This is a genomic window from uncultured Mucilaginibacter sp., from assembly GCF_903893715.1.
GTDB lineage: Bacteria > Bacteroidota > Bacteroidia > Sphingobacteriales > Sphingobacteriaceae > Mucilaginibacter.
Genome location: NZ_CAITNG010000010.1, coordinates 20,397 through 47,390, shown reverse-complemented (window position 1 = coordinate 47,390; position 26,994 = coordinate 20,397). Strand labels below are relative to the sequence as shown.

At 44.6% G+C, this 26,994-nt stretch carries 30 protein-coding genes; 16 read left to right on the top strand and 14 right to left on the bottom strand.

The window, feature by feature from the left end; all coding sequences use genetic code 11:
• Positions 1 to 153: 153 nt before the first annotated feature.
• The 4 genes from QZX97_RS01475 to QZX97_RS01460 all read left to right on the top strand — a co-directional run bounded on the left by QZX97_RS01475 (position 154) and on the right by QZX97_RS01460 (position 2,321).
• Entirely contained in the window at positions 154 to 1,107 is a 954-nt protein-coding gene (locus tag QZX97_RS01475; RefSeq protein ID WP_295648755.1) for a GTP 3',8-cyclase MoaA, read from the top strand.
• 176 nt (positions 1,108 to 1,283) lie between these two features.
• A complete protein-coding gene (locus tag QZX97_RS01470) occupies positions 1,284 to 1,517 on the top strand; it encodes a MoaD/ThiS family protein (RefSeq protein ID WP_295648753.1) in 234 nt (77 codons plus the stop codon).
• Positions 1,477 to 1,935, top strand: coding sequence for a molybdenum cofactor biosynthesis protein MoaE (locus tag QZX97_RS01465; protein ID WP_295648750.1), 459 nt, complete (start codon positions 1,477 to 1,479; stop codon positions 1,933 to 1,935). Before QZX97_RS01470 ends, QZX97_RS01465 begins: the two co-directional genes overlap by 41 nt.
• Positions 1,936 to 2,042: 107 nt before the next feature.
• Positions 2,043 to 2,321: a SelT/SelW/SelH family protein gene (locus tag QZX97_RS01460; RefSeq protein ID WP_295648748.1), complete on the top strand. Its 279-nt coding sequence runs from the start codon at positions 2,043 to 2,045 to the stop codon at positions 2,319 to 2,321.
• 1 nt (position 2,322) lies between these two features.
• Here the strand turns inward: QZX97_RS01460 and QZX97_RS01455 are convergent, their stop codons facing one another.
• Entirely contained in the window at positions 2,323 to 3,915 is a 1,593-nt protein-coding gene (locus QZX97_RS01455) for a PAS domain S-box protein (RefSeq protein WP_295648745.1), read from the bottom strand.
• A 233-nt stretch (positions 3,916 to 4,148) separates the two neighbouring features.
• Here QZX97_RS01455 and QZX97_RS01450 point away from each other — a divergent pair, with 233 nt between their 5' ends.
• Positions 4,149 to 4,532, top strand: coding sequence for an SRPBCC family protein (locus QZX97_RS01450; RefSeq protein WP_295648741.1), 384 nt, complete (start codon positions 4,149 to 4,151; stop codon positions 4,530 to 4,532).
• A 59-nt stretch (positions 4,533 to 4,591) separates the two neighbouring features.
• Here the strand turns inward: QZX97_RS01450 and QZX97_RS01445 are convergent, their stop codons facing one another.
• Complete coding sequence (locus QZX97_RS01445) at positions 4,592 to 4,918, bottom strand: hypothetical protein (protein ID WP_295648739.1); 327 nt, start codon at positions 4,916 to 4,918, stop codon at positions 4,592 to 4,594.
• A 183-nt stretch (positions 4,919 to 5,101) separates the two neighbouring features.
• On the opposite strand from QZX97_RS01445, the gene QZX97_RS01440 reads away from it, so the two are divergent.
• A complete protein-coding gene (locus QZX97_RS01440) occupies positions 5,102 to 5,785 on the top strand; it encodes a lipid-binding SYLF domain-containing protein (protein WP_295648736.1) in 684 nt (227 codons plus the stop codon).
• An 89-nt stretch (positions 5,786 to 5,874) separates the two neighbouring features.
• Here the strand turns inward: QZX97_RS01440 and QZX97_RS01435 are convergent, their stop codons facing one another.
• Complete coding sequence (locus QZX97_RS01435) at positions 5,875 to 7,926, bottom strand: M13 family metallopeptidase (protein WP_295648733.1); 2,052 nt, start codon at positions 7,924 to 7,926, stop codon at positions 5,875 to 5,877.
• 533 nt (positions 7,927 to 8,459) lie between these two features.
• Here QZX97_RS01435 and QZX97_RS01430 point away from each other — a divergent pair.
• Together QZX97_RS01430 and QZX97_RS01425 are read left to right on the top strand one after the other, a co-directional pair.
• Positions 8,460 to 9,104: an MgtC/SapB family protein gene (locus QZX97_RS01430; protein WP_295648731.1), complete on the top strand. Its 645-nt coding sequence runs from the start codon at positions 8,460 to 8,462 to the stop codon at positions 9,102 to 9,104.
• Between the two features lie 625 nt (positions 9,105 to 9,729).
• Entirely contained in the window at positions 9,730 to 10,008 is a 279-nt protein-coding gene (locus QZX97_RS01425; protein WP_295648729.1) for a hypothetical protein, read from the top strand.
• A gap of 15 nt (positions 10,009 to 10,023) precedes the next feature.
• Here the strand turns inward: QZX97_RS01425 and QZX97_RS01420 are convergent, their stop codons facing one another.
• Positions 10,024 to 10,764, bottom strand: coding sequence for a copper homeostasis protein CutC (locus QZX97_RS01420; protein ID WP_295648726.1), 741 nt, complete (start codon positions 10,762 to 10,764; stop codon positions 10,024 to 10,026).
• 8 nt (positions 10,765 to 10,772) lie between these two features.
• Positions 10,773 to 11,792: a N(4)-(beta-N-acetylglucosaminyl)-L-asparaginase gene (locus QZX97_RS01415; RefSeq protein WP_295648724.1), complete on the bottom strand. Its 1,020-nt coding sequence runs from the start codon at positions 11,790 to 11,792 to the stop codon at positions 10,773 to 10,775.
• Between the two features lie 209 nt (positions 11,793 to 12,001).
• Between QZX97_RS01415 and QZX97_RS01410 the strand changes: the two genes are divergently transcribed.
• The 4 genes from QZX97_RS01410 (at position 12,002) to QZX97_RS01395 (ending at position 14,063) form a co-directional block, all read left to right on the top strand.
• Positions 12,002 to 12,784, top strand: a complete 783-nt coding sequence (locus QZX97_RS01410) for a Rossmann-like and DUF2520 domain-containing protein (RefSeq protein ID WP_295648721.1) — start codon at positions 12,002 to 12,004, stop codon at positions 12,782 to 12,784.
• A 20-nt stretch (positions 12,785 to 12,804) separates the two neighbouring features.
• Positions 12,805 to 13,137 carry a 2Fe-2S iron-sulfur cluster-binding protein gene (locus QZX97_RS01405; protein ID WP_295648718.1) on the top strand — a complete coding sequence of 111 codons (333 nt, stop codon included), beginning with the start codon at positions 12,805 to 12,807 and terminating at the stop codon, positions 13,135 to 13,137.
• A 19-nt stretch (positions 13,138 to 13,156) separates the two neighbouring features.
• Positions 13,157 to 13,399, top strand: a complete 243-nt coding sequence (iscX, locus tag QZX97_RS01400) for a Fe-S cluster assembly protein IscX (RefSeq protein ID WP_295648715.1) — start codon at positions 13,157 to 13,159, stop codon at positions 13,397 to 13,399.
• Between the two features lie 82 nt (positions 13,400 to 13,481).
• Positions 13,482 to 14,063, top strand: a complete 582-nt coding sequence (locus QZX97_RS01395; RefSeq protein ID WP_295648710.1) for a Maf family nucleotide pyrophosphatase — start codon at positions 13,482 to 13,484, stop codon at positions 14,061 to 14,063.
• 25 nt (positions 14,064 to 14,088) lie between these two features.
• On the opposite strand, the gene QZX97_RS19035 is transcribed toward QZX97_RS01395, so the two are convergent.
• The 6 genes from QZX97_RS19035 to QZX97_RS01370 all read right to left on the bottom strand — a co-directional run bounded on the left by QZX97_RS19035 (position 14,089) and on the right by QZX97_RS01370 (position 20,269).
• The gene (locus QZX97_RS19035) at positions 14,089 to 14,448 is read right to left on the bottom strand and encodes a DUF5615 family PIN-like protein (protein ID WP_363151697.1); all 360 of its coding nucleotides are present in this window, start codon (positions 14,446 to 14,448) and stop codon (positions 14,089 to 14,091) included.
• Positions 14,448 to 14,675 (bottom strand): DUF433 domain-containing protein, encoded by a 228-nt coding sequence (locus tag QZX97_RS01390; RefSeq protein WP_295648707.1) that lies wholly within the window; start codon positions 14,673 to 14,675, stop codon positions 14,448 to 14,450. Before QZX97_RS01390 ends, QZX97_RS19035 begins: the two co-directional genes overlap by 1 nt.
• A gap of 42 nt (positions 14,676 to 14,717) precedes the next feature.
• Complete coding sequence (locus tag QZX97_RS01385; RefSeq protein ID WP_295648704.1) at positions 14,718 to 15,647, bottom strand: exopolyphosphatase; 930 nt, start codon at positions 15,645 to 15,647, stop codon at positions 14,718 to 14,720.
• 33 nt (positions 15,648 to 15,680) lie between these two features.
• A complete protein-coding gene (locus QZX97_RS01380) occupies positions 15,681 to 16,448 on the bottom strand; it encodes a hypothetical protein (RefSeq protein ID WP_295648702.1) in 768 nt (255 codons plus the stop codon).
• 23 nt (positions 16,449 to 16,471) lie between these two features.
• Positions 16,472 to 18,766, bottom strand: a complete 2,295-nt coding sequence (locus tag QZX97_RS01375; protein ID WP_295648698.1) for a family 20 glycosylhydrolase — start codon at positions 18,764 to 18,766, stop codon at positions 16,472 to 16,474.
• A gap of 135 nt (positions 18,767 to 18,901) precedes the next feature.
• Complete coding sequence (locus QZX97_RS01370) at positions 18,902 to 20,269, bottom strand: exonuclease domain-containing protein (protein WP_295648696.1); 1,368 nt, start codon at positions 20,267 to 20,269, stop codon at positions 18,902 to 18,904.
• Between the two features lie 189 nt (positions 20,270 to 20,458).
• Here QZX97_RS01370 and QZX97_RS01365 point away from each other — a divergent pair, with 189 nt between their 5' ends.
• From QZX97_RS01365 to QZX97_RS01350, 4 genes are all read left to right on the top strand, one after another.
• Positions 20,459 to 20,977, top strand: a complete 519-nt coding sequence (locus QZX97_RS01365) for a c-type cytochrome (protein ID WP_295648694.1) — start codon at positions 20,459 to 20,461, stop codon at positions 20,975 to 20,977.
• A gap of 217 nt (positions 20,978 to 21,194) precedes the next feature.
• Positions 21,195 to 21,545 carry a hypothetical protein gene (locus tag QZX97_RS01360; protein ID WP_295648691.1) on the top strand — a complete coding sequence of 117 codons (351 nt, stop codon included), beginning with the start codon at positions 21,195 to 21,197 and terminating at the stop codon, positions 21,543 to 21,545.
• A gap of 53 nt (positions 21,546 to 21,598) precedes the next feature.
• A complete protein-coding gene (locus QZX97_RS01355; protein ID WP_295648688.1) occupies positions 21,599 to 21,916 on the top strand; it encodes a hypothetical protein in 318 nt (105 codons plus the stop codon).
• Between the two features lie 5 nt (positions 21,917 to 21,921).
• The gene (locus QZX97_RS01350) at positions 21,922 to 22,758 is read left to right on the top strand and encodes a hypothetical protein (RefSeq protein ID WP_295648685.1); all 837 of its coding nucleotides are present in this window, start codon (positions 21,922 to 21,924) and stop codon (positions 22,756 to 22,758) included.
• A 1-nt stretch (position 22,759) separates the two neighbouring features.
• Here QZX97_RS01350 and QZX97_RS01345 read toward each other — a convergent pair whose 3' ends face one another.
• The 3 genes from QZX97_RS01345 to QZX97_RS01335 form a co-directional block, all read right to left on the bottom strand.
• Entirely contained in the window at positions 22,760 to 24,265 is a 1,506-nt protein-coding gene (locus QZX97_RS01345; RefSeq protein ID WP_295648682.1) for an ATP-binding cassette domain-containing protein, read from the bottom strand.
• A gap of 59 nt (positions 24,266 to 24,324) precedes the next feature.
• On the bottom strand, positions 24,325 to 24,804 hold the full coding sequence (locus QZX97_RS01340) for a hypothetical protein (RefSeq protein ID WP_295648679.1): 480 nt from the start codon (positions 24,802 to 24,804) through the stop codon (positions 24,325 to 24,327).
• 66 nt (positions 24,805 to 24,870) lie between these two features.
• The gene (locus QZX97_RS01335; RefSeq protein ID WP_295648676.1) at positions 24,871 to 26,868 is read right to left on the bottom strand and encodes an alpha-L-arabinofuranosidase C-terminal domain-containing protein; all 1,998 of its coding nucleotides are present in this window, start codon (positions 26,866 to 26,868) and stop codon (positions 24,871 to 24,873) included.
• Between the last annotated feature and the right edge of the window lie 126 nt (positions 26,869 to 26,994).

The window sequence follows — 26,994 nt, the reverse complement described above, 5'->3', positions numbered from 1 at the left end:
TGTTTTAGTAGCAGTGGCAGGTTGAAGTAGCGGGTGCATATTGGTTTAAATATTTCCTACTTTTTCCCCCCTGGCAATGTGGTGGTGCGAAAATGAGATAACAATGATGAGAGGCCTCAATTCGTTTATAATTAGGTTGTATATTTGGTGCTGATGATGGAGTTGAATGATAAATATGGTCGCGAATTTAAAACCTTGCGGGTAAGCTTGTTAAGCACCTGTAACCTGGGCTGCGTTTATTGTACCATGGGCACCGAAGAAGAGGAGACGGCCGACCATAAGCCACAAACACCGGCAGCTGTTTTTGTGGGGCATATCGCCCGGTTGCATGAACAACTGGACCTGAAGACTGTCCGCTTTACCGGCGGAGAGCCTTTGTTGTACCGGGAGTTGCCCGGTGTAATTGAAGGGGTGAAGGCTTTGGGCATCGGAAATATCAAAATGACATCGAACGCCTTTTTGCTGGACAGGATGGCGCCGGCGTTGAAGGAAGCGGGACTTGAATATATCAATGTTTCGCTCGACGCGATGGACAGCGATTCGTTCTTCGCGATGACGCGCAGGAAACAGCTGCAACGTACTTTGAAAGGGATAGAAACGGCTTTGGCTTGCGGGTTGGACGTGAAAATCAATTCGGTGATGATGAAGGGCAAAAACGACGACCAGGTATTGCCTTTACTGGAATATGCCTTTAGCCGTAACATACGCATCCGGTTTTTGGAGGTAATGGCCATGGGGCATTTATTTGGGCATGCAGGCCAGTACCTGCTATCGCAGGATGAGATACTGGATACTATTGCTACACGTTATAATTTTAACAAGTTGGAGCGCAAGTCATCATCCACAGCCAATTACTGGCAAACCGATGAGGGGCATGTTTTCGGCATCATAGCCAATGATACCGAGCCGTTTTGCATAGATTGCAACCGCTTGAGGCTGGATGCTGAGGGGAATATACACGGATGTTTGAGCGACAACCATGCGATACTTTTAGACGATTATGATACAGAGGAGCAGCTGCAGCAAAAGCTTCGCATGGCAATGCAACAGAAGCAGGAAGTGAAATTTGTTGGCAGTGAGATGAGTATGATGCATATAGGAGGGTAGGTGGATTTCGGATTTGATTTTATACAAAATGAACTGGAGACTGAAATCTGACTATAAAATAAAGCGAGGCGACTTTTCCCTTTTTAACGATTTGTTACGCCAAACCTTTTTTAGACTGGCAACGTTTGCCGGAAAGACATATGGTATGATTAAAGTTCTTCTCAAACTAAAATAGAATGAAGATACAAGTGTTCGCGGTTTTGAAGGACTATTTTGATAAGGAGTTTGAGTTGGGTGCTGAGGTTGGCGATATTGCATCGCTGCAAAGCGAATTGGTTCGGTTAAACCCATCTGCAAAAGGTATTTTGCAGCTATGCCGTTTTGCGGTGTACGACGAGTTTGTTGATAACGATTTTAGAATAGAAAAGAATGATACAATCTGCATATTCCCCCCAAGCAGTGGAGGTTGAGGTGGCCGCTATTTCGGCCGAGCCATTAGATGTTGCGGGGCTATTCGCACTGGCCCATCACCCCGAAGCGGGCGCGGTGGTATTGTTTAGCGGCGAGGTACGCAATCATAATAACGGCATGGCGGTCGACTACCTGGAGTATGAGGCGCACGAGAGCATGGCCATTAAAATGATCGGTAGCATAGTTGACGATGCTAAAAAGAAATGGCCGCTTAATATTGCGGTAGCACAACACCGCACCGGCAAAGTCAGCGTAGGCGAGACAGCCGTAATCGTGATCACGGCTACGGCGCACCGGAGCGAGGCTTACGCCGCAAATGAATATATCATCCACCGTATAAAGCATGAGGCACCTATATGGAAATGCGAGTATTTTAGCGACGGGACGAAACTTTGGGGCGGGAATTGTAATTGCTAAGGGAGCTTGAAGCTGAAAGCACAAAGCTAAAAGCTTTTTAACATATTGATAATAAATGATTTAATAAGATAAAGTTTTTTGCTTTGCGCTTTTAGCTTTCTGCCTAAATGAAACCCACCATCACTATCGAATATTGCCCCAAATGTGGCTGGATGCTTCGGGCGGCGTACATGGCTCAGGAGCTTTTGACTACTTTTGGTGATGAGTTGCATGGTGTGCTTTTACAGCCCAGTGAGATAAGCGGACGTTATACTATCAGGGTTGATGACGAAGAATTGTTCGACAGGAAGCGGGCAGGGCATTTCCCCGAAATTAAAGAGTTGAAGCAATTGGTGCGGGACGTGGTGGCGCCGGACAAGAGTTTAGGTCATTCGGATAAAAAGTAGCTTACCGCCTGATGCCATCCTCGGCTTCAATGGTATTGTTGATGTGATGGATGATATCGTCGAGCTGCATGGCGCAATGATTGAGCATGCGGATAAGCTCGTCTTTTTCGGCCGGGTCGGTAACATCACTGATAAGCGACATGAGGCCTAATATGGATGCCACAGGCTTTCTCAATTCGTGCGAACTGAGCCATGCGATGTCTTTGAGGACCGTGTTCTGGCGGGTTATTTCCTCTTCTTTTTCTTTTCGGGTAGTAATATCGTTCTGAATAGCTATATAGCCTATAAAGCTTTCATTATCGTCGAACATGGGCGTAAACTCAATATTTACCCAATATTTGTGGCCCGCCTTGGTATAGTTGATAAGGTCGACGGAGAACATTTTTAGCATGCTTTCGGCTTCGTCCACATATTGAATCGTATCGATATCAGTATCCGGGCCCCACATAAACTCTGATGGCTTAAGGCCAATAACTTCTGTTAACGTATAACCGGTAAATTTCTCGAAAGCATTATTTACCCATGTTACACGGCTTTCGGTGTTCAACATAACCACCATGTTGTTTATCCGCGTAACAATGGTGCCTAAGCGTTTATTCTCGTCGGTTACCTTGTTCCTTTCCGTTTCTATGGATTTTAGTTCGGTAATGTCCTGTATCGTCCCGCGGATTTTGTAGGGTGCCCCGTCCAGATATTCCATTTTTCCGAGTTGCCTTACATGTTTTATTTCGTTACGGAAATAGAGCCTGTGGACGATATCGAAGTCGGTTCCATAATATATGGTTGTATTGATGGCCTGTACAAATTTGTCGAGATCGTCGGCATGAATGATTTTTAAAAGGAATCCATAGTCAACGGTGTCGAGTTTGGCATCAATACCAAAGATGCCGTACATCTCGTCTGACAGTTTAAGCGCTTTATCGGCTACATAAAGGTCCCAACCGGCTATCTTGGTAATCTCCTGTATATCGCTGAGCCTTTTCTTTTCTTCCACCAGACTTTCGTTGATTTGCGAGAGTTGCCTTTCATACGTTATCGATTCGGTACAATCGCGGGCCAATACCATTACTGCGTACTCGCCCCATATCTTGATTTTGTTTGAAGAGATATCGACATACACAAGCGAGCCATCTTTTTTATAGTGGCGCCACACGCCAGATTTGCGAAAATCCTGATAGTTTTTTGCCGATTGTTCGAGCTTTGCGACGTCTTCTGAGGGGCGTATGTCTCTGATGGTCATCCGCAGGAACTCATCCCGTGAATAACCATAAAAGTCGATAGCAGCATTATTTACGGAGAGAAACTTCAACGTTTCCATTTCGTATATCCACATGGGATTGGGATTGCTTTCGTACATGGAACGGTACTCGAAGCCGTTTTTGACGATTTGCCGATTGCTGTAAAGCGTTAAAATGTAAATCAAGATACCGGAAACGATGACAAAAAGAAAGCCTTTGCCGCTATTGATTAAAAGGAATGTATGGTTATCGACTTTGTTTTGCAGTAAAAAAACAAACTTGTCGCTAAAAAATATCCAGACAAGGCTGACGGCAATGTATATGGCGGCAATAAAAAGCGGACTTAACTTTCTCATTAAAATCGCGTAATCAAATTTTTAACCAACCGGGTATCAACCAATATTGCTAATATAGCACACAAATTGCCGACTTTAAACAAAAATAATAATAATTAAAGCTATTGTTAATTAATTATTGTTCTAAATGATATAGGCGACATTGGTTTGAGATTAATTTGTACGCTTTCGCTGTTTATATAGTTGTTGAAGTTTATTTTTGCTTTAAATACCAATCCATAGCTTTACGCCCAATGAAAGACCTTAAAAAATATTATATCATTCCGGCTACACCGGCCGAAGTTTACAACGCCATCACCAACCCCATCAGCATTCAGTTATGGACGGGGGAGGAAGCCGAAATGAGCACAGAGCCAGGTTCAGAATTTTCGATGTGGGATGGCAGTATTTTAGGCAAGAACCTGGAATTTGAGGCTGATAAAAAAGTGGTACAGCAATGGTATTTTGGCGACCAGGAAGAAGCCTCTATTGTAACCATCATCCTGCACGCCGATAAACACGGCACCTCGGCCGAGTTAAGGCATACCAATATACCAGACAGCGATTTTCAAGACATCGCCGAAGGGTGGGATAGCGCCTATTTTGGAGCAATCATCGACTTTTTCGACGGTTTCTAACCACAATAAAAAGCCCGCCAATTAAATTGGCGGGCATCTCTATATATATATTGGGATAATTATTGTCCTATTTTTTTACTTACGTTGTTTTCGCGGTGGTTTAAACGAGCTTGGTCTGCTTTAGTTAAATGGCCGCCATCGTGCGATGCCATCCTGCGTTCCTGGTTGCGGATGCTACGGTCGTCGCGGTGCAGGTTCGCGGCTTGCCTTTTCGACATATCGCCTTCCTTCACTTCGTTGTGGATACGTTTATCCTGATTTGCCAGACGGCCATTTACTTCGGCACGGCGTGGATGTGTTTTATCAAAATGTGTTTGGGCATATGTGGTACTTGTAAATGCTAAAGTAACTACTGCTATGGCGGTCATTAAATGTGAAGTTTTCATGATATTAAGTGTTTATAAATTGTTTTTATACCATGATAGACTATGCCCAAAAGCAATAGTTTAAACCGACCTGCAAGAATAGCTATTGAAGCGATGCCATAACATCACAAACATCAACACAAAATGCCGGCTTTTATGTTAATAAGTCAAAGAACGAATGTTTTACACAAACCCATTAATACCATGAGACCGTATAATTTTTTTAAACCGCTTACCGTTATATTGACAAGCGCCGTATTGCTGCTCAGTTCGGCTACCGTACAAGACAAACAGGATGAAAAGATACAAGATGCCACGTCTGTACTGACCGACTTTGGCAAAATGCACGAGAGCATCCCGCACGAATTGCTGGAGCATACCCAAGGCATCATCATTATCCCTAAACTCATTAACGCAGGCCTGGTTGTTGGCGGTAAACGCGGCAAAGGCATTGCCATGGTAAAGGATGCCAATGGCCATTGGAGCAACCCCGTTTTTGTAACTATGACTGGCGGCAGCTTTGGTTTTCAGGTGGGTGTTCAATCAATCGACCTGGTGCTCATCTTTAAAAACCGCGAAACCCTTACTAATATCGGTAAAGGCAGTTTTACCCTTGGCGGCGATATATCTGTAGCAGCGGGACCTGTTGGCCGCAACTCCACCGCCAATACCGATTATAAGCTGGAGGCCGAAGTATATTCCTACTCGCGCAGCCGTGGTTTGTTCGCTGGTATCAGCCTTAACGGCGCGGCCCTGGCCATCGATAAAAAAGCGGATGCAGCCTTTTATAATAATGACGAAGGTGCCAAAGCCATTTTTATGTCCTCAAAAAGCGACCTCGGTCCTGTCAAGGAATTGAAGGAAACTTTGAAGAGTTTGTATCAGTAAACTAAATTTCATTGAAAAGCGCCACTGATACATTATCAGGGGTGCTTTTTATTTGCAAATACACACATTAACTCATTTGTAAATCGAGCCTACCAAATCTTAACCCTTTTATCCGGGTCTAACCACATCGGGTCGCCTTTTTTAATGTGGAAGGCCTTGTAAAAATCGTCCACATCGGTAAAGGGGCCGTTTACACGTAAAAAGCCGGGTGCGTGCACGTCAGTGTTTATCTGTTGTGCCAAAGCTTCGTCGCGCTCATGGCCCAGCCATCCGATGGCATATCCCAAAAAGAAGCGTTGCAGCGGGGTAAGCCCGTTTATCAACTTACCTTGTTTGTATTGCGCGGTCTTTTTAAAGGCATCCAAACCTAAAACTATCCCGCCAAGGTCGGCAATGTTTTCGCCGAGGCAGGCTTTGCCGTTTACATGCAAGCTGTCCAGCACTTTATAGCCGTTAAACTGGTCAACCAGCATTTGGGCGCGTTTGGTAAACTTAACGGAATCAGCATCAGTCCACCAGCCTTTTAAATTGCCTTTGGCATCGTACTGGCGGCCTTCATCATCAAAACCATGGGTAATTTCGTGTCCGATGGTTGATGCTGCCGAGTAACCATAAACCACCGCGTCGTCAATATCGGCATCTTTAATACCGGGGATGATAAACTGCGCCGCGGGTAGGGTAATTTCGTTGTTCGATGGTTCGTAGTTGGCATTATAGGTCTGCGGCGTCATGTTCCACTCGCTGTGGTCAACCGGTTTGCCCAATTTGTGGATGTTCTCCAGGTAACTCCAATGCCTTGCCCGCATCACGTTTGCGGCATACGATTCCTTGGTAATCTCCAGGTTCGAAAAATCCTTCCATTTATCCGGATAACCCACTTTGGCATGTATGGCGTTCAGCTTTTGCAGGGCCTTTACTTTGGTTTTTGGGCTCATCCAATCCAGCTTGGCAATATGCTCGCGGTACGATTGTTTGATGGCTTCCACCAGTTTAACATAGCGCAGCTTGGCTGCCGGCGGAAAGTACGCCTTTACAAACAGTTGACCCAGCAACTCTCCCATAATGCCATTTTCGGTATCTACCACCCGTTTCCAACGGGGTAGTTGTTGTTTGCGACCGCTCAATACGGTGCCGGCAAAACGGAAGTTCTCTGTCGCGATGGCATCGTTCAAATAAGGGGCGTATGACGATATCAGCTTCCAGCGCAGGTAAGCTTTCCAATCGGCAACCGAAAAACTGTTGAGGTATTTGTTTACCCCGGCAAAAAACTCCGGCTGACCGATAATCACACTATCTACGTTGTTGATGCCCATCTTGCCAAAAAACGTACTCCAGTTAATCGCTGGAGTAAGCTGATCAAATTTGGCGATGGATAGTTTGTTGTAGTTTTTATAGGGGTCGCGCAGGTCTTCCAGTTTACGGCTGCTATCGGCCAATGCTTTCTCAATGGCAAAGGCGCTTTTGGCGGCTGCTGCGGCCTGCTCATCGCTCAATCCCGAAAGCTTGAGCATGGTGGGCACATATTTGGTACTGTAATCGGTGCGTATCTTGGCGGTGCGGTTATCTGTCTTAAAATAGTAATCCCGGTTAGGCAAGCCAAGGCCGCCCTGGCCCAATTGCAGCATCATTTTGGCGCTATTCTTATCATCCTGACCAACGCGTGCGCCGGTACAGGTGCGTACGCCAATGGTGTTCAGGTAGGCCATTACGTCCAGTATATCCTGTACGTTGTTTATCTTGTCGATACGGTCCAGCGGTTCGCGTAAAGCATTGATGCCTAACTTTTCGATGGTAACGGTATCCAAACCGGTAAAATAAAAATCACCTATTTTTTGGGTGCTGGTTCCTTTAGCCGCGTTGGCTTTTATAGCGTCTTCGTTTATTTTCCTCAGGCGGTCGCGTATATCTTCGCCAACTACATTGCCAATTCCCCAGCTCGAGTATGCCGGTGGTATGGGGTTATTTTTAAGCCAGGTGCCGTTGGCATACAAAAAGAAGTTGGTGCCGGGCTTAACCGATTTATCGATGTTTTGATAAACGGGGTCGTTTTTTGGGTGGCTTTGCGCGATGGCGGTGAGGTTGATAATAGTAAAAACGGATGCTAAACCAATAGCAATTAGTTTTAAGTCGGTTTGTTTCATTGAGGTTGTTTATGTTTAGCCAAATCTAATATTTTTTTATTTTGGATTTCGGATGTTCAATTTCGGATTTGTATGGGGGAAAAAGTAAGAGAAAATAAACGCCTTTTATGTCTTGATTCCTGACTCTTGATTCTTGCCTCTGTTTTACAAGTGGGGAAAAAGTAAGAATAAAAACCTTGTCATTGCGAGCGATAGCGCGGCAATCCCAGGGATAGGTAACCGACATGCACCTCAGTGACCTGCCGCTGAGATTGCTTCGTGCCTCGCAATGACATAGCTGATTCAGGAGAAAAAGTAAGATATTTTTGACCATATTTTCTCGCTTTATATTACTCTTGATTCCTGACTCACTTTTACATAAGGGGGGAAAGGGGGAATATTTAATTCCTTTTTCGCTTCCTGCTTCCACCTTCAAGTTTCCCGCTCCAAACCATACAATATACGACCTTTTATCCGGAAAAGCAATTTTTCCGCTCCTGTTTAGCACGATATTACTTATACTTGTATTTATTCACCATTTATAATTTCCATCATTGAGCATCGCAGATAACCTTTACGGCGACGAAGTTTTTAAAATTGCACTATCGGCAGTTATCGGCTGTATGGTGGGTTTGGAGCGCGAGATCAGGCGCAAACCGGCCGGCTTCCGTACACTGGCGCTGATATGCGTTGGCGCTACCATTTTTACCATTTGCTCCTACAAATTGGGCGTGATGGATAACCGCGACCGCATAGCCGCCAACATCATCACCGGTGTAGGATTTTTAGGCGCGGGGGTCATCTTTCGCAACGGGGATAACGTATCGGGCATCACAACCGCCGCCACCATTTGGATAGCCGCTGCCTTGGGTGTACTCATCGGGATAGGGGAGTATTGGCTGGCCATCTTATCATTGGGTGTTTCCTTGTTTATACTGTATGCTTTGCAATTCATCCAAAACTGGATAGACGACCGGTTTCAGCACCGCGACTATTTGGTAACCTACAAAGGTGATTGCGATGCCACCGAGTTTAAAACCAAAATCAGCGACCTGAAGCTAAAGAACCGGTATTTTAAAGAATGGAGACAAGACCATCAAACCAGCTTCGAGTTCGACGTAACCGGCAAAGAAACCAACCTTGAAGTGTTTAACCAATGGCTGAAAGATCAGGACAGGGTGTATACGTTCAAGTGGTGATGGATTGATCTCGAATTTCGAATTTTCAATTTCGGATTTTAAGGCCGACCCGTTAAGTTCCAATGCTTAACCATAAACAAAGCCAGAAGCGTCCACGCTTCCCTGAAACAACATTAGTGTGGACACCTGAACATGTGGGAGAAAGAAGCACCGGCATTAACACTTTAACTGGCGGGTTAGTTCCAGACAACCATTAGGTTATTGGGCCCGTGCAAACAAAGAGCCTCTGGACCTATAAAACTTTCATCTCTCATATCTACGATGAGTTTTATTTGATTTTCTAACTCTATAATGATTTCGTCAGCACTTTCAATGCAACTAACAACTGACAAATTTGTCAAATTGTGTATTGATAATTTGTTATCCAAACCTAATAACTTAACGGGATTATAAATGTCAAGTCTATAGTTATTAAAGCAGACTGATGTAGAGTGTTCAATTAACGAACTTCCAGTTATTAACGGATGTATTGCCGATACTTTTGAATTGATTTCGGTGATTCTTTCTCCAATTAATCCTATAATGAATGACATATTTATCATCGAATATTAACAAATATAATCGAAAATAATTCGACCTCTGATAGATTGATGTTAATTAGCAATAACACAGCAAAATATTAGTATTGCGTTTCCCCCGTCAGCAAAAAAGCTTCGGCCAAAAGCGGAGAAAACGTGGTGGTCAAGAGCGTGGGCAGGACATAGCAATTTTTGCAGAAGCGGGGGCAATGAGCGTGCGAAGCGGGGCAAAAGGTTGCAGCCCAGGTTTTCTCCGCTTTGCGCGGTATGGCCTTGAGCGCAAAGAAGCCTCTTTGCTGACAAGCATTTTTGTTTCTTTTGATGCCTCAAAAGAAAAAGAGTCCATGCGGCAATTGAGCATCCGGGGGTTATTCAGGCCGTTATAGTTAGACAAAAACAACTCACGAATTGGCCAGCTTCAGTATAGTCTTTACCCGCTCGGCATCGGTAACGTCGATGGTGTACTCTTCACCAGAATTATCCAGCAGTATCTGGTCGTTATGGTAGAACATTTTGCTGTCAATCGTATTTCTGGCCGAGGTATGGAATTCTTTGGCGCCTGTAAAATGTACCAAGCTGGCAATATTGTATTCGTTAATGCCGCCGCTGGGCATAATTTTTATCCTCTTGTCGGCAATTTTAACCAGGTGGGCAATGTTGCCCGCACCCTCTATCGCGGTGCTTTTAGCGCCCGAGGTCAGTATCCGGTCGCAACCCAACTCAATAATATCTTCTAATGCCTGTATTTGGTTGTTTGCCATATCAAATGCCCGGTTAAAGGTTACACCCAATCCGGCATTTTTTGCGAGGTCTATCAATGGTTTGCAGCGCGCTTTGTCAACCTGACCATATAGGTCCAGTATGCCTACTACAATACCGGCGCAACCTGCTGTGATAACGGCATTGATGTCCACTTTCATTACTTCATATTCTTCGTCGGAATACAGAAAATCGCCTGGCCGGGGCCTGATGAGGATGTAAGAAGGTATTTTTAGGAGTTTTCTGGCCAAAACAATCTCGCCGTACGAAGGCGTGATGCCGCCCTGGTTGAGGTTGGCACATAGTTCAACCCGTGCAGCGCCACCCTTTTGGGCCGCCAATGCCGACGTGATTGAATTTGCGCAAACTTCTAACGTAATCATCTTCTATATTAATAATGACTGTCCCCTTTAACCAATAAGTCCTGCTTTTCAGCAGTACATACCGCGTAGCTAAAGCCTTTTTGTATGGCATAGGCACCATATTCGCCTTTCTTGTTGATGGCCAAAAAGCCTACCTGTATATTTTTTGCTGTTTCGGGTTTCTTTTTGATGATACGGTTAACGGCCTCTTTGCAGGCATCGGTAGGGCTATAACCCTGGCGCATCAGCTCGACAACCAAAAAACTGCCTACGTTGCGTATCACTTCTTCGCCAACCCCTGTGGAGGTGGCGCCGCCTACCTCATTATCCACAAATAAACCCGCGCCTATAATTGGGCTATCGCCAACACGGCCATGTAGTTTCCAGGCCATGCCGCTGGTGGTGCATGCTCCGCTGATATTGCCTTTGGCATCAATGGCTAACATGCCAATGGTATCATGGTTGCCCTGGTTTCCCGGTAACGCGTCGTAACTTTTATTTTCGATATTGATTACAGGCTTATATTCCCCTTTTTTCAACCACTCTTTCCATGCCTTCTCTGATTCAGGGGTCAATAGCTTTTCCTTTTTAAATCCTTGCTCTACCGCAAATTGTGTCGCACCATCGCCAACCAATAAAACGTGCGGGGTTTTTTCCATCACCGCGCGGGCAACAGATATGGGGTGGGCAATGTATTCCATCCCGGCAACAGCACCGCAATTGCCCTGCTCATCCATAATGCAGGCATCAAGGGTAACATGCCCGTCGCGGTCAGGGAAGCCTGCTTTGCCAACGCTGTGGTTCTTTAGGTCGGCTTCGGGTATTTTAACACCGGCTTCTACCGCATCCAATGAGCGGCCGCCTGCCGACAGGGTTTTCCATGCCTCCTGGTTGGCCGCGATGCCAAAATCCCAGGTGGATATCACCACAGGCAATGTTGCATTCCCGCTTATTTGGTTTGATTTTGATAAGGCCATACCGCGCTTTGCTGTGGCTATCAATGTAGTGGCAATAGCCGAAGTTTTAAGGAATTTGCGCCTGTTGTACATTGTTGGATAAAGTCAGTTAAGTATTGCGCGATAGGTGTTTAAACCTTTACCTAAAGCGTAGCGTGAAAGTACTTAATTTTTTAGACAATAAATGTTTGAATAAGAAAAAATTGTGGCGATGGTACGCATCGCTTACACAAAAGCATCCTTAACTATTTGTTGTAAATTTGCATGTCGCGCGCAATTCAAAGCACGGGGCAAAAAACAGCATGCGCATCACACTTATTGGTTCGGGCAATGTGGCTACACATTTTGGAGCGGCTTTAAAAAACGCCGGGCACCATATCGTACAGGTATATAGCCCAACCTACCCAAACGCCGCCTTATTGGCCTATCATATTGGTGCCGAAGCGATTGACCGGCTGGAGGATATCGATGCTGAAACCGATATGTTCATCATTTCGGTTAAAGATGATGCCATCGAGGGCCTCGCTCAACAACTATCCGTATATCAAAAATTGACGGTTCATACCTCAGGTGCTACCGACCTGAAAGCCATCAGCCAATATAATAAAGCAGCGGGCGTAATTTACCCCCTGCAAACCTTTAGCAAAACACGTGAAATTGATTTCAGAAAAGTGCCGCTATGTATTGAGGGCAGCGACGAGCACGTGCATACCGGGCTTAACTTGCTGGCGCACACGCTCAGTTTAAGTGTTTTTGATGTAAATAGCGCGCAACGCAAAATATTGCACTTAGCGGCAGTGTTCGCCTGTAATTTCCCCAATAACCTGTATGCGATAGCGCAAGGCCTGTTGGCCAAGCATGATTTGGATTTTAACCTTTTGCGCCCTTTAATATTAGAAACCGCGCTAAAAGTGCAGCATAATTTGCCCGCCGAAGTGCAAACTGGCCCTGCAGTGCGCAACGATGAAAAAACAATGGAAGCGCATTTGGGTTTATTGCAATATGAGGATGGCTTACAGGCACTTTATCAAACGCTTAGTCAAAGTATTATCAAATTGGATAAAGCCTATAAGCCCGATAGGTAATTTTGTTACTTTTGCACCCGATGAACGTTTTTAGCATTAAAATAAACTTTGAGGAAAAAGACCACGAGCCTGTCGAACTGCCGATAGCAGAAGGCGAGTCGGTATTGGATGTTTGCCTCGAGAACGGAATAGACCTGCAGCACAATTGCGGTGGTGTGTGCGGTTGCAGCACCTGCCAGGTATATGTAACAAAGGGTATGGATAGCATACAGGAAATATCGGATAAGGAAGAAGACTTTATCGACCGCGCCATTAGCCCCAAAATCACCTCGCGTTTGGCCTGCCAGTGCATTATGATTGATGGCGACATTGAAGTAACCATACCCAACCAGTCCCATTTTATGGGTCATTAACCAATAACCTACACAAAAAATGACAGCGAAACCATTTGAATTGCCAATACACTGGGCCGACCACGAAGATATAGCCATGGGCCTTTACGAAAAGTTTGGCGACGATTTTGACGAATCGAAAATATACCGCATCCGCTTTACCGACCTGTTGGAATGGGTACTTAGCCTGCCCAATTTTGCCGGTACCCGCGACCAAAGCACCGAAGGCCACCTGGAGCAGATACAATCGGCATGGGTGTACGAATGGAGGGATAATCAGTAGATCTATCATTGGTCATTGTGTCATTAAGTCATTGTTGCATGTTGGCTTAGTGAAAGTTGAATGACCGCCATCCAATGACATAATGACCAATGACCTAATGACAATACCGCCGGTAATATTAGCCTCCAAGTCCCCGCGCAGGCAGGAGTTGTTAAAATTGATGAACATCAATTTCCGTGTGGTGCTGAAGGACGTGGACGAATCGTATCCCGAAGGTTTAACACCTACCGAAATTGCCCTGCACATTGCCGAAAAAAAGTGCCATGCTTTTGATGAGATGGTGGAAGACGAAGCCGTCATCACAGCCGATACCATTGTAAGCATCGACGGCCAGATACTCGGCAAACCCAAAAGCCCAGAACATGCCATTGCCATGCTGCAAACCCTATCGGGCCGCAAACACCAGGTAATAACAGGCGTTTGCATTTTATACAAACACAAATACAACCTGTTTCACGATGTATCCGACGTGCTGTTCCGCACGCTGAGCGATGACGAGATACGCTTCTATGTCGAAAAATACCAGCCCATGGATAAAGCCGGCTCATACGGTATACAAGAGTGGATAGGCCTCACCGGCATCATCCGCATCGATGGCTCGTACACCAATGTAGTAGGGCTGCCTACCGAAAAATTGTACCAGGCGTTAATGAGGTTGCGTTAATTAACCCACCCCAAACCCGGTTCCTTTAACGAATAATATAATTTAACTGTACCTTGTCTATTTCCACAAGGAAACTTTTATTGTTGTCCAGTTTGACTATAGCCTCAATATTGTAGGTGATAATCTCAATTAATGCAATGTTGGATATATTACCGAGATTGATTTTAATAAGCTTTTTCGGGGTACCACCGATTAGAAAACTATCTTTAAAATCAGCATCCTTCGTGATGATCGTAAAGTCGCCTTGATCCGCGTAATTGCAAATCTCTTTATCCGTAGTATGCCACTTGTTCAATATATTATTGACATGAGCGCACTCGAATCCTAACGAAACTAAATGATTGACGATCTTATATGAAATGTGAACATCACAAAGAAATTTCATCAGGCAACATCTTGTAGCGAATGACCCGACAATGAAAGTTTCGCATATTGGAGGCTTGCTAAAATATCTTCTTTTTCCAACTCAGGATGGTCTTCAACGATCTCATCTGCCGACATGCCCGAACTTAGCATATCGATAATTACTTCCACCGGCCACCTCATGTTCCTTACACATGGTTTGCCATGGCAAATTTCGGGACTGATGTTAATGCGGTTCAATAAATTCATGATATACAAATATCTGCAATTAATTTTATAATAAAAAAAGCGTTAACCCTCCGCCAAACTCACCATCACACCCTCTTTTAACGAATAAGTCGTCATACCAACACTATGAATATTCAGTTTCTCCATCACATATCGCGTAAGCAACGATGCCACCACAATCATATCCACCCTTAAGGGGATAATGCCCTTCATAGCCGCCCGCTCTGCATGGAACGAGCGGATGATGGTATTGGTGGTATCAATAAAATCACGCAGCTCAAAATCGTAGCTTTTGGTATTTTTTACATCAAAGGTGTTTCCTTTGGCTAATTCAATCACCTCGGCAAATGTTTCGAATGCGCCTGCCGAACCGACCAATTTTGCTATTGGGATGTTCTGAACAGCTGCGAACAGGGGTTTTAATATACCGTCGAGGTAATGATGCAAAGCTTCAATAGCGTCGTGGCGTATCGGGTCGCTTTGATGGAATTTGTCCATCAATCGCACGGCGCCTATTTCAAAACTTCGTTTCCACAGCAAGCTTTGTCCATTGCAAATAATGAACTCCACACTGCCCCCGCCAATATCTAAAATAAGCGAGTTGCCATTGGGTAAACAGCCGGATGCCTTTACTCCCTGATAAATATAGCCCGCCTCTTCTTCGCCATCTATTAATTCTATTTGTATTCCCGTAAGGGTTTTAACTTCGTTGATGAAATCTTCGCCGTTGGCGGCATTGCGCAACATGGAAGTGGCAATAGCCTTTACGGTACCGGCATTGTTTGCCTTTATCTGAACAGCGAATTTTTGCATAGCCTCAACACCGCGCCGATAAGGTTCAGGCTGTATAAAGCCCTTGCTTATGCCACCTTCGCCCAGTTTTACAGCTTCGTAGTCGCGGGCAATTTCATGCGTATATCCGTCTGCTATTTCGGCAATCAATAAGTGAAAAGTGTTGGTGCCGAGATCCATTACCGCTACTGTACCTTTCATCTGCTTGTTGGCTAATATTAATGGCTTCCGGATTTATTCGCGATGATGCTTTTTGCGCTTTTGTATTGCTTCGTGATGTACCTTTTTGGTATGTTTTGTCGCTGTTGTTTTTTTTGGTTTGGCTGCAGCTACCACAACTTTTTTAACGGTATCTTTTTTGGCGATGGCGCTGCTGTCGATAGGGCTTATATCTTTCACAGTAAATACATTGTCGCGTATGCCGTATTGTAGTACCCTTTTCTTTCCTGTCGATTTAGCATCTTTTCCGGAACCCGTATACACCGGGAACTCGCGAACCAAATTGCCGCCCACTATATAAAAATTATCCCCGCCGTGGTAAACACTTTTCGATTTGTCGCTCAGTTTTGGAAAATCCAGTTTGTTGCCTTTGCCGTTTTTGTATTCGTAAGCGTACATATTATAATGCTCGGTGGTATCCTTTGCTTTCGATAGAATGAGTATCTCGGGATTGCCGTCCATGTTCATGTCGGTATTAAAAACATCTTGTATCGTGCCTTCCAAATCGCCGGTTATAGTGGTGTATTTTTTACCTGTCGAGTCGGAGTGCAAAATTAAATAGCCACCTATCGAATCTTTACCACGGCCCCAGGTCAATACATCAAAATATACACCCGGCGAGCTCTCGATCAGTTTATGGTAACGGAACGGCGCCATCAAAGCAGGTTTCGACGGGGCGGCAGGAGCGGGGCTCTCACTTTTTTGAGGTTCGGGATGGCTGCATGCACCCAGCACAGCTAAACAACAAGCTAAAAAACCGGTATTAACTGCTTTTGATATCATAATATAAATTTACAAAATCCGGCTCAATTAAACAGCAGATCGGGTGATAATTCTGTTTTGGGCTTACCCGGCGGGGTGATGTACACCCTTAAAATATTTGAAGCCCCTGCAAAAAAGTATTTAATGGTAATTTTATGAAAGCCGTTGGTCAGGTCAATATCGCCGCCTTGTTCAAACAAACTATGTTTGCCATCGTTGTTCACTACCAATTGGTCGTCTATCAGTAAAACTGAACCATCGCCCGAATTTGTTGAAAAGCTGTATTTCCCGTCGTTATCTATCCGAATAAAACCGGTGTAAATTACACCAAAAGTATGGCTTTTACTTCTGTAAGCCGCTGTGCCAAAGTTTTTCACTGTACCGGTATCTGTTACCGGGCCGTTATTAATTTGATCGGTATTGGCAAAAATTCCGGAGTGTACCTGATATTTCAATCCCCCGGTATTTCCGGTGTAGGTTGCTGCAGGTAATGGCGGGTAGTTATACATTAACGCTTGGGTAACCACGCTCCGCTTGCCCGAAGGTGTTATTACGATAGTTTGCAACAATCGTGTACTGTTGTTGGGCACAGTTACATTTAGAGGCGTATTGTACTCCAGGTCGGTTTCGCGCGGGGTATAGCCGTCAAGGGTATAATAAATTTTGGCACCTGCCACCGGGCTTTTTAAATCGAAGTTAAATTTGTTGCCAGTCATTATTGTATCTTTCACGCCAAATGGGGTAGCTACCCGGTAATCATACCCTGCAGCGTCCAGCTTACCTAAATGAACAGGTAGGCGTGTTTCGGCAAAGTCTTTCAGGTTTTTGTTGGCTAAAGGTGTCCATGCAATTTCCGAAAGCGCCAGTAAGCGGGGCAGCAGCATGTATTCCACTTTATTTTCGGTGGCAATGTACTCGGTCCAAAGGTTAGCCTGTACACCCAAAATATATTTTTGCTGATCGGGCGCTAACGACGCCGGTACAGGATTGTAATTATACGTTGTAACATAAGGAGCATAGCCGCCAATGCTAAGTGGTTCCTCGTTGCTGCGGCCCTGGGCATGGTCAAAATATAATCCACCACTGGCAGGCGTCATAATTACGTTGTGGTGCTGGCGCGCCGCAGCTATGCCACCGGCTTCGCCGCGCCAGCTCATTACCGTCGCGTTTGGGGCGAGGCCGCCCTGTAATATCTCGTCCCAGCCGATAATGCTGCGACCCTTGCTGTTTACAAACTTTTCGATGCGTTGTATAAAGTAGCTTTGCAGGCCCTCTTCATCTTTCAGTTTCAGTTTTTTGATGAGCTTTTGGCAAAAAGCCGATTGCTTCCATGCTGTTTTTGACACCTCATCGCCACCGATATGGATATACTTGCCCGGGAACAGCGCCATTACCTCAGTCAGCACATCTTCCATAAAGCCAAAGGTATAGTCAGTAGGGCAGTAAACATTATCGTAACCTCCCCATACCTCGCCCGGCTTATAGGTTTGGCCGGGGTCGCAACTCAACTCGGGGTACGATGCGATAGCGGCCTCGCTATGCCCCGGCATTTCAATTTCGGGCACAATGGTGATATAACGTTCGCTGGCATATTTCACGACATCGCGTATCTCGTCCTGCGTGTAATATCCGCCGTAAGGGGTATTGTCAAATTGCTGCGGGTCGCTGTCGTGAAAGTTGCCCAGCAAGGTTTGGTCGCGCTGGCTCCCAACTAATGTTAATTTGGGATATTTTTTTATTTCGATGCGCCAACCCTGGTCGTCGGTTAAATGCCAGTGGAAGGTGTTGAGTTTGTAACTGGCCATCAGGTCGATGTATTTTTTCACAAAATCCACCGAAAAAAAATGTCTCGACACATCGAGGTGTAAACCACGATAGGCAAACCTCGGGTAATCGTCTATTTCAACACAAGGTAGTTTCGCTAAGGCCGACTGTTGTGCAGGTATCAACAATTGTATTAACGTTTGCACGCCATAAAACAAGCCGGCACCTTTGCCTGTAACCACGATTTTTTGTGGGGTGATGCTGATATGGTAACCTTCCTCCGGCAGTGCGTCGGCACCAACGGATGTTAAGCGGATAACATTGGTTGCCACAGTGGTATCGGTTTTAGATATCGCCTGACGGAAACTCCAGCTATTTAACAATGCTGCCGCAAAAAAAGCAACACACTTGTTGGTTGGGGTATCGGCCTGTATAATGGTTTCCTGGCTCAGGGTAAACACGCCTTGTGTTTTTTTTATCGAAACCGGAGCCGGTATAATGTTGATATTGGGGTTATTATCCTGCGCGTAGGATGCTGAACCGATGAAAAGTAACAAAAATAGATATCTATACATTCTTACAAATTAAGCAATTTGTGAAGATAACAGATTTTGAAATGAATTGTGAGGGATGATTGTAAAAATTTTGGTTCATAGTTCATAGCAGAAGAATGTGAAGTCCATTTAATGGTTTTCACCATGAACCATGAACTAACTTGCCCACTCCATTTTAGCATCCGGATTGTTTACGGCATAGTTGGCAACCATGCTTTTAATATAACCGTTACCGGGATATTGTGTCAGGTGGCTTTTGATGGACGGCAGGCCATCGGTAAGCAGATTTTGTTTGATGTAGCCCATGCCATAAAATTCGCCGTTCTCTATCAATATATAACTGTTCTCATCGTCGCTGCGGCCCTTATCGCGTATAGCAAAAGTGAGTAGTGCATCTTTTAGGTAAGCAATGGCTTTATTCACCCGTTTGTTGTAGCGCAAGGTTGTTTCTGTATGCTGGCAGGCACAGGGTTTGGTAGCATTGCGCGGGCAGGGCTTGTCGTTTTTTTGGATGAAGCAGAGCTTGGGGCAAAGGTCGAACGTTTCTATCAGTTTGTTGAGCAGGTTATAACCTTCCGATAGCGAACTGCAGGTGTACAGCGGTGCCGAGTATTTTGTCCACCGGTCGATGGCCAGACGCGTATAACCCAATTGGTCTTCAAACTTATAAAGGCCGTAGGCATATTCGTAATGTTTTTGCGCGCGGTTATACTTTGGCCACAACCTTTTTATTTCAACGGCTTCCAAAATAAAGGCCATCAGCTCGGTACCCACCGTTTGGTGGGTTACCTGATGGATGTTTTTTAAAAACTCCTGCTTTTGCAAGTCGGCCCGGTTATTGTTAAAGTGGCTTTTTACCCGTTTTTTAAGGCTTTTTGCTTTGCCAACATAAACTATTTTGCCTTTGTTATCATGAAAATAGTAAACGCCGGGTGCATCGGGTAAGGTATCGATGTGCTGCTTAGGCAAGTTTGATGGTAACGAATGTTCTTTTGACCCCTGTTTTAACGACTGGGCAATATGGCCGTCCTTATCACTTTGCAGCATCATGCTGAACAATTGCGCGGTGGCATAGGCATCACCCATGGCACGGTGCCGCTCATTGTTATCGATGCCCATTTGCCTGCAAAACTTGCCCAGGCTATATGATGGCAGTCCGGGGAATATTTTACGCCCCAAACGTACGGTGCACAGTTTACGGCATTGCAGATCGAAACCGGCAACTTGCAGGTGGTGCTTTATAAACGAATAATCGAAATTGACGTTATGGGCTATAAAAATGCGGTCTTTAAGCAGGTCGTACACATGTTCGGCTACATTGGCAAACATCGGCGCGTCGCGCACCATTTCGTTGGTAATGCCGGTGAGATGCTGTATAAATACGGGTATATCGCCACAGGGGTTAAGCAGCGTTTCAAAGCGTTCGGTTACCTTTTCACCATCGTGTAAAACAATGGCAAGCTCGGTAATGCCATGCGCGTTGGCATGGCCGCCGGTGGTTTCTATATCAACAATCGCATACATTTTTTGAAAGGCGCTTAGGTACAAATATATAAAAATGAATTGCTAATTAATTTAGTTAGGCCTTTGTTTTATTAAAAAAAATCAGCGCAAAACAGCGCGCAGCAACCTTTATCTCGTTTTTGTTACAAACTGTATAAAAGTTATAAGAATTATTTTTTTACTTTAGCCTTACAAACGAAACTCAAATCTATGTTATTACACAAGAAACTCATTGTTACTGTGTCGTTGTTATCAACGATTGTATTTGTCGCGACGACTTCGATGCAATCGACAACTACACAGGAGCCCCAATTCAAAAATTTAAAAGTACTGCCAAAGGATATCAGCAAAGAAGCTTTGGATAAAGTGATGGACGAATGGCGCGACGCTTTAGGTGTAAGGTGTGGCTTTTGCCATGCCCGCACGGCCGACAATAAAGCTGACATGGCAAGTGATGCCAAGCCGGAAAAACTGATGGCGCGCAAAATGTACGAGATGACCGGGAAGATCAATAAAAAGTTCTTCAAAATGGATAAGGATGACAAGGCAAAAGAAGCTCCACAAGGCGATGGGCATACCGACGCCATGGTTGCTGCTGTAACCTGTATGACCTGTCATCATGGTGCCGCGCACCCTAATGCTGTAGCAGTGAACAACAACCGCCCGGGTGGTTTTAACAACAACCAAGGCCCGCCGCCTCCTCCTGCGCCGCCAACCCAGAAACAATAGTTTTAAAAAAAACCGTTTACCGCACATGTAAACGGTTTTTTTATTTAAAGGTAATCTATAATTAAGTTTAGGTTGATTACATTGCGGTTATATTAATTATCTTTTAAATAATTATCAATATTGAAATAAGTTGACCTTTTTTAAACTTAATGAGCAAAAAATTGTCATAATTATAACAATTTGTGCTAATATTACGTTTTCAAACTTAAGCTACTTTATGAAATCACAATTTGCGGTTTTTACACGATACAAGATATTTGTTACCACTTTATGCCTTGTTGTCTTTACGCAATTGTTTTTTCTGTCGTCGGCATTTAGCCAAATCGATTATTATTACGGAAAAAACGCTACAGGCTTGCGTATTGGAGGCGGCATAGGAGTGAGCACGCTGATGACCCATTATTCAAGCAACCCTCCAAGTGTTGGGTTTGTGGGTGATATAGATTATGCCTTTAACCCGTATTTTAGCATTGGTACTGATTTTCAGTTTAGTAAACTGGTTGGACAGGACACTAAGAACGAATTTTTTATCAATCAAGTACAGACAGTTACTCGTTTGTCGACATAGAGCTAAGGGCAGGTGTCGGTTTGCTCAATAATTTTGACTCGCGCAACCAATTTATGGATGCGGTTAAACGTGCCTACATAGGGTTTGGCATGGGCCAGATATCGACCAATATAAAATTTATTTACAATCCCTCTGTTACAACAGCTTATGGAAGCCCGCAACCAAAGGGTAATTATACAACCTATACATTTGACCTTGGTACCTACATCGATTTGCCGGGTGTATGGGGCACGGACAAAGTGGAGCTTAATCCTAACTTTCAGTTCAGTGAAGTAAATAGCCTATATCTGGATGGTTTTCAATCGAAAGCTACAAGCACATTAAAAGGTTTTTTTAACGTAACATCCATTACCTTACGGTATAAGTTTTAATTGGATTGAAAAGGCTGCCCGTTTTTTTCAGGTTATGGTTATCGGGCATCTCGTTACCTGCAAGGCGCCTGGTAATATCGGGTAGCCTACTCTTATCTTCTATCGTATCTCAAGCTCAAATCATTAAGGTCAACCCGATAGACAGCTACCTTTCGAAAGAGGATATGGCCTATTACAGCAAAATAGCCGCTTTTGAGGTCAAGTTTTACAATACCGTTTTCGATACACGTAAAAACGATAGTTGTGTGGTCAATATCGATTTGTATGGCAATTTAAAGGCTTACAATGTTGTTCAAAAAAATGGCTTAAATACTACCTTTATCGATGGTTTTTATACACCAGTCGACAACAGGGTACATGTTTATAAATCGGATAGGTTTATGGGTGTTTTGATTCATGAAACCAGCCATTGTATATTGGAGAACAACTATAAACGTTCGCCGCAATGGCTAAACGAGGGTGTCGCCACGTTGTTTAGTAACCTGATCATCCAAAAAGGGGAAGTGTTTTATACGCCCAATATACCATATATCAATTTTGTAAAAGATATGATATACGACGGGAAATTTAACCTGAAAGCCTTTTTTGACTACAGTCCGCACGATTTTGCTGACCACGACAAGCGCCCTTATGTGTATGCCATGTCGTATTGCATAGTTTATTTTTTTGTGAATTTCGATATCGATTACCTGCAGCGTATTTTAGTGCAGATGCAGCAAGGTCAAACCACTATGGATGCGCTCGGCAAGGTATTTGGCGGCTTTGATAAATTTGAAAAACGGTTTAAAGATTTTTATAAACCCGAGGTTGGCTATAACCCGCATCTTTACAAATACAATTAAGCTATACTTCAACTACTCGTCCTTTGTCCAATTTTAGCATCAGGTTAACACTGTCGGGTATCTCGTGCTGGTAGTGGGTAACGTAAATGAGCGTTGTTTTGCCTGATGTACAAATAGCATCTACCAAATGTTTAAAATGGAGTTGCTGGTGCGCGTCGAGGCCTTGGCAGGGTTCGTCGAATATGAGCAACACAGGATTTTTGACCAATGCCCTGGCGAGCAGGCATAAGCGCTGAGCGCTTGCCGATATGCCTTTTAATGGTTTGTTAGCATAGGCTTCGAGCTCCAATAGTTTCATCCAACGTAAAGCGATGGCCGCCTTTTGCGGACTGCTTTGCCTGAACAATCCCAATGTATCATAAAAACCCGATTCGATGACCTGCAGGCAGGTATTATCGGTAGGGAAGTATTGGTATAATTCGGGGGATACAAACCCTGTTTTGCTTTTGATGTCCCAGATGCTTTCGCCGGTGCCGCGCCTACGGTCGAAAAGGACAATATCATTGGCGTATGCCTGTGGGTTATCGCCATTTATCAAACTGAGCAATGTTGATTTACCGGCACCGTTCGCGCCAAGCAAGGCCCAATGCTCACCTTGTTTAATTTGCCAGTTTACATTACTTAAAACCCGGTTTTCGCCATAGCTGATGTTCACATTCTTCATATACACGATGTCGTCAAAACGAGCTACCGGGTTTAACGAAAGCAGTTGGTTCAATTCACTCATATCAACGGGTTTTACCGCAGGTACATTAACCATTGTCGGATTAAATTTGTCCCTGGTCATGGTATTGACGATTGCACCCTGATGCAGGACAGCGACATGGGTAATGATATCGGGTATTTCAAACGGTGGCGTGGCCAACACTACAGTAATTCCCGACTCAGTTATTTCGTTCAGTAAGCGGTTGAACCAGACCCGACTTTGTACGTCGAGCCCGGTCAACGGGTTATCGAGCAGGAGTAAAACCGGGTGTTTTAACAGTGCGGCAGCAATCAACAGGCGTTTGGTTTCGCCGTTGGATAGTTTAATGAGTTGCTTCTCGCGAAGCGGGCCAAGCCTTAGTTTTTCAATGGTGGTTTCGAAGTCCCAAACCGGATTACTATTCGCAACAGGGCGGATGGCCGAGAGGTAGGTATCAACCGTAGGGGCATCTTCCGAGTCGCAAGAATTAAAGCGTTGCTGATAGTAAAAATCACTTGTATTGGACAGGTTCCTGAAATGATGCCTTGGCGATACTGATGCAATCAGTTTATGGAAGGTTAAATTGGGGTCGTTTATGTTATGTTGTTGGATAAACTTTTCATGATAAAAATGATGTATGCGCCCCCCAACGATATTGAACTTGCCCGATATGGTTTGCAACAGGACGCTTTTTCCGGAGCCGCTTTCGCCCACCAAGGCCCAGTGTTCGGCTTTTTTTACTTCGAAGGATAAGTTTTTAAAGAGCGTTTGCTCCAGGTTGCGTACCGTGATGTTATTGATGGAAATGACAAGATTGCCCATTGTTTAAATTGAAACCGCTAAACTATGCTTTTGGGCGATAAAAAAATCGGGAGAACGTGTTAATTGTTTGGGTCGGCGGTTGGGGGTGGTTCGTAGTACTCACCATCTTTGTAAAAATCGAAATTGAAGAGTTCACCGTTGATGTACTCGTACTCGGCATACTTGTCGGCTAAATGGGTTTTGTTAAGGTCGTTAAGTGTATAGCGGCCATCCTGGTCGAGCGTGGTGGATTTGTAAAATGTAAAGTAAATGGCCTTATGTTCCTTTAACTCTTTGCGCAGATATTTAACTATGTACACGTCCATTTTGTCTTTCGACATCGGACTGTAATCTGCATCGTTGTCAAACAAAAAAAACCTGATTTGGATGCCATTACGCCGTTCCTTGCTCACGTCTTCATCTTTTGTGAACTTTATGCTATCTGCATACGGACTTAGTGGGTAAATCCTGATTTCTTCTTTCCGGCGTTTTAAATAGTTAAAACCGAAAATGACACCGGCAAATAACACAATCAAGAAAGCGTAAAGAAATTTCTTCATAACCTGCACATATTTAATACATCGCTAAGTTTACGTGCGATGTATTAATATGGTTTTTAGCCACTGTTAATTTTTTGTATGTAACTGTAATACAGTTACTGAGTTGGCTGCAAAGGTATAACTAAAATTTGTATTTAATCCATTGATGGTGGTGGTTACGGGTATTATTTTTTCAGGTTCGGTAATGGTATTGGTGTCTTCGGGATTGCCTGATAACGTGATGGCTGTGCCCTCAGGTGCTACTTCTTTTACTCCGTTTAAGCTAATCTGCACGGTTTGGGGGCTGCCCATAATGTTTACCATTTTCAGGTAAATGATGCCTTTTTTGGTGTCTTTGGTAACGGTATAACTTAATGACGGCATTGTTGTTGGCGCAGGAGGCGGCGGGGGCGGTGTGGTGGCATTTGGGTCGCGGCGGGGTGGGGCAGCAATGTGTGGCACATCGGGGATACCGCTGATATCTGAGCCAATTACCGCATCGCCAATGTTTTGATAAAACATTTGCTGCGCATAGTACGATGGGGAGCCATAGCTGTTCATGGCATCATAACCAATCATGTTGATGCGCCATTGCATGGCACCGGGGTTTACATTTACAAAGAGCGGCGCGTAGGAGGCCATCAGAATCAAATCGGTGTTGCGTTCCATCCCCGTCATCCAGGCAGCATCGCCAAGGGCGCATTCCAAATTGGGTGTAGGCACATTGTTGCCGATGCGCGAAGCCCATTCGCCAACGAAAATCTTGGGCCCGTTGCGGTCGTGCGCATCATAGTGGTGGGTATCGTTTTCAAAATCCTGCGGGCGGCGGTAGTAATGGTCGTCGTACAGGTCGGGTTTACGGCTGTTTATCTTCGCTGTGGCAATGAGCTGCAGCTTGGGATATTTTGCTTTTATGGCATCGTACATATGTGCAAAGCGGCCATCATAGCTACCCGAACGGTCGAAGTTATCCTCGTTGCCAATTTCCACATAAGTGAGGGCAAAAGGTTCTTTATGGCCATCCAAAGCCCGCATCGCACCTCCCGGGGTATTGATATCGCCGCTCACATATTCAATTTCATCGAGGGCATCTTCAACAAATCGTTTCATTTCGGGGCCTTCCGGGTCAACATGCTCTTTATTTAGGGTATACCCTGCAAATACGGCGAGTACTGGTTGTATCTTCAGATCTTCGCACCATTCCATGTACTCCAAAATACCTAAGCCATCGCTCGAGCGGTATTTCCAGGTACCGGGGTGCCCGGGGCGTACAGATAGATCGCCAACGGTTTTTTTCCAGTTGTAAAAGGTGGCCATACTATTGCCTTCCACGTAGTTGCCGCCGGGACAGCGCAAAAATGTGGGGTGCAAATCGGCCAGTTTTTGCATAATGTCAATACGGTTGCCGTTTTTACGGTCTTTATATGTAGGTGGGAACAACGACACCAGGTTGAACCATAAAATGGCCGGTTTTGATGTGGATATCACCAGTTTATTATTGGCTGATGGCTTTACATCCGCATCGGTAGTAATGGTTACACTGTATTTTTGCCAGCGTGTGCTGATGGGTTTGTTCATGATGGCGCTTGCCAGTGTTATGCCATCATTGCATTGCAGGCTTACGGTTAGGGGCACATTATCGCCTTTGGCATAAAATGAGGCATGATAGGTGGTTTTAGGTCTTACAGGGATGCCCCAATAACCATCGTTAGCTATACCCACCGGGTTTTTTCCGTCAGCTTTTATAGCATTAAGCTTAAGGCATACCGTAAGTGTGTCGCTGATATGCTGGGTATCGTCCATAGTCATGGTGCCGGTACCATCGGCTCCAGTTAACGACCAATGTACCGGGGTTGCAGGGTCGTCCTTAAAAATTCGGTTTTGCACCAGTTCGGCATAAAGGCCGCCATCGTACGAGTGGTTGATTTCTTCCGTCATGATACCGTATAGGGTAGGGCTCACTTTGGCCACTACTTTGCTTGCATCAATTTTTAAGACAACAGGTGCGGCTGCAGGTGTTTGTGCATGCGCAAAGTAATTTACAGCCAGTAACATGGCCAAAAAGGGAATCAACTTGAATTTCATGAAAATGTAGGTTTGACAATTATACCTTAAAGGTAAAAATAAATATTGATATAAAGCAAACCAAAAGATGATATAAAGCTTATCCCGATAGTTTTATTAATCGTAAATTTGAGTTTGAAACAAACG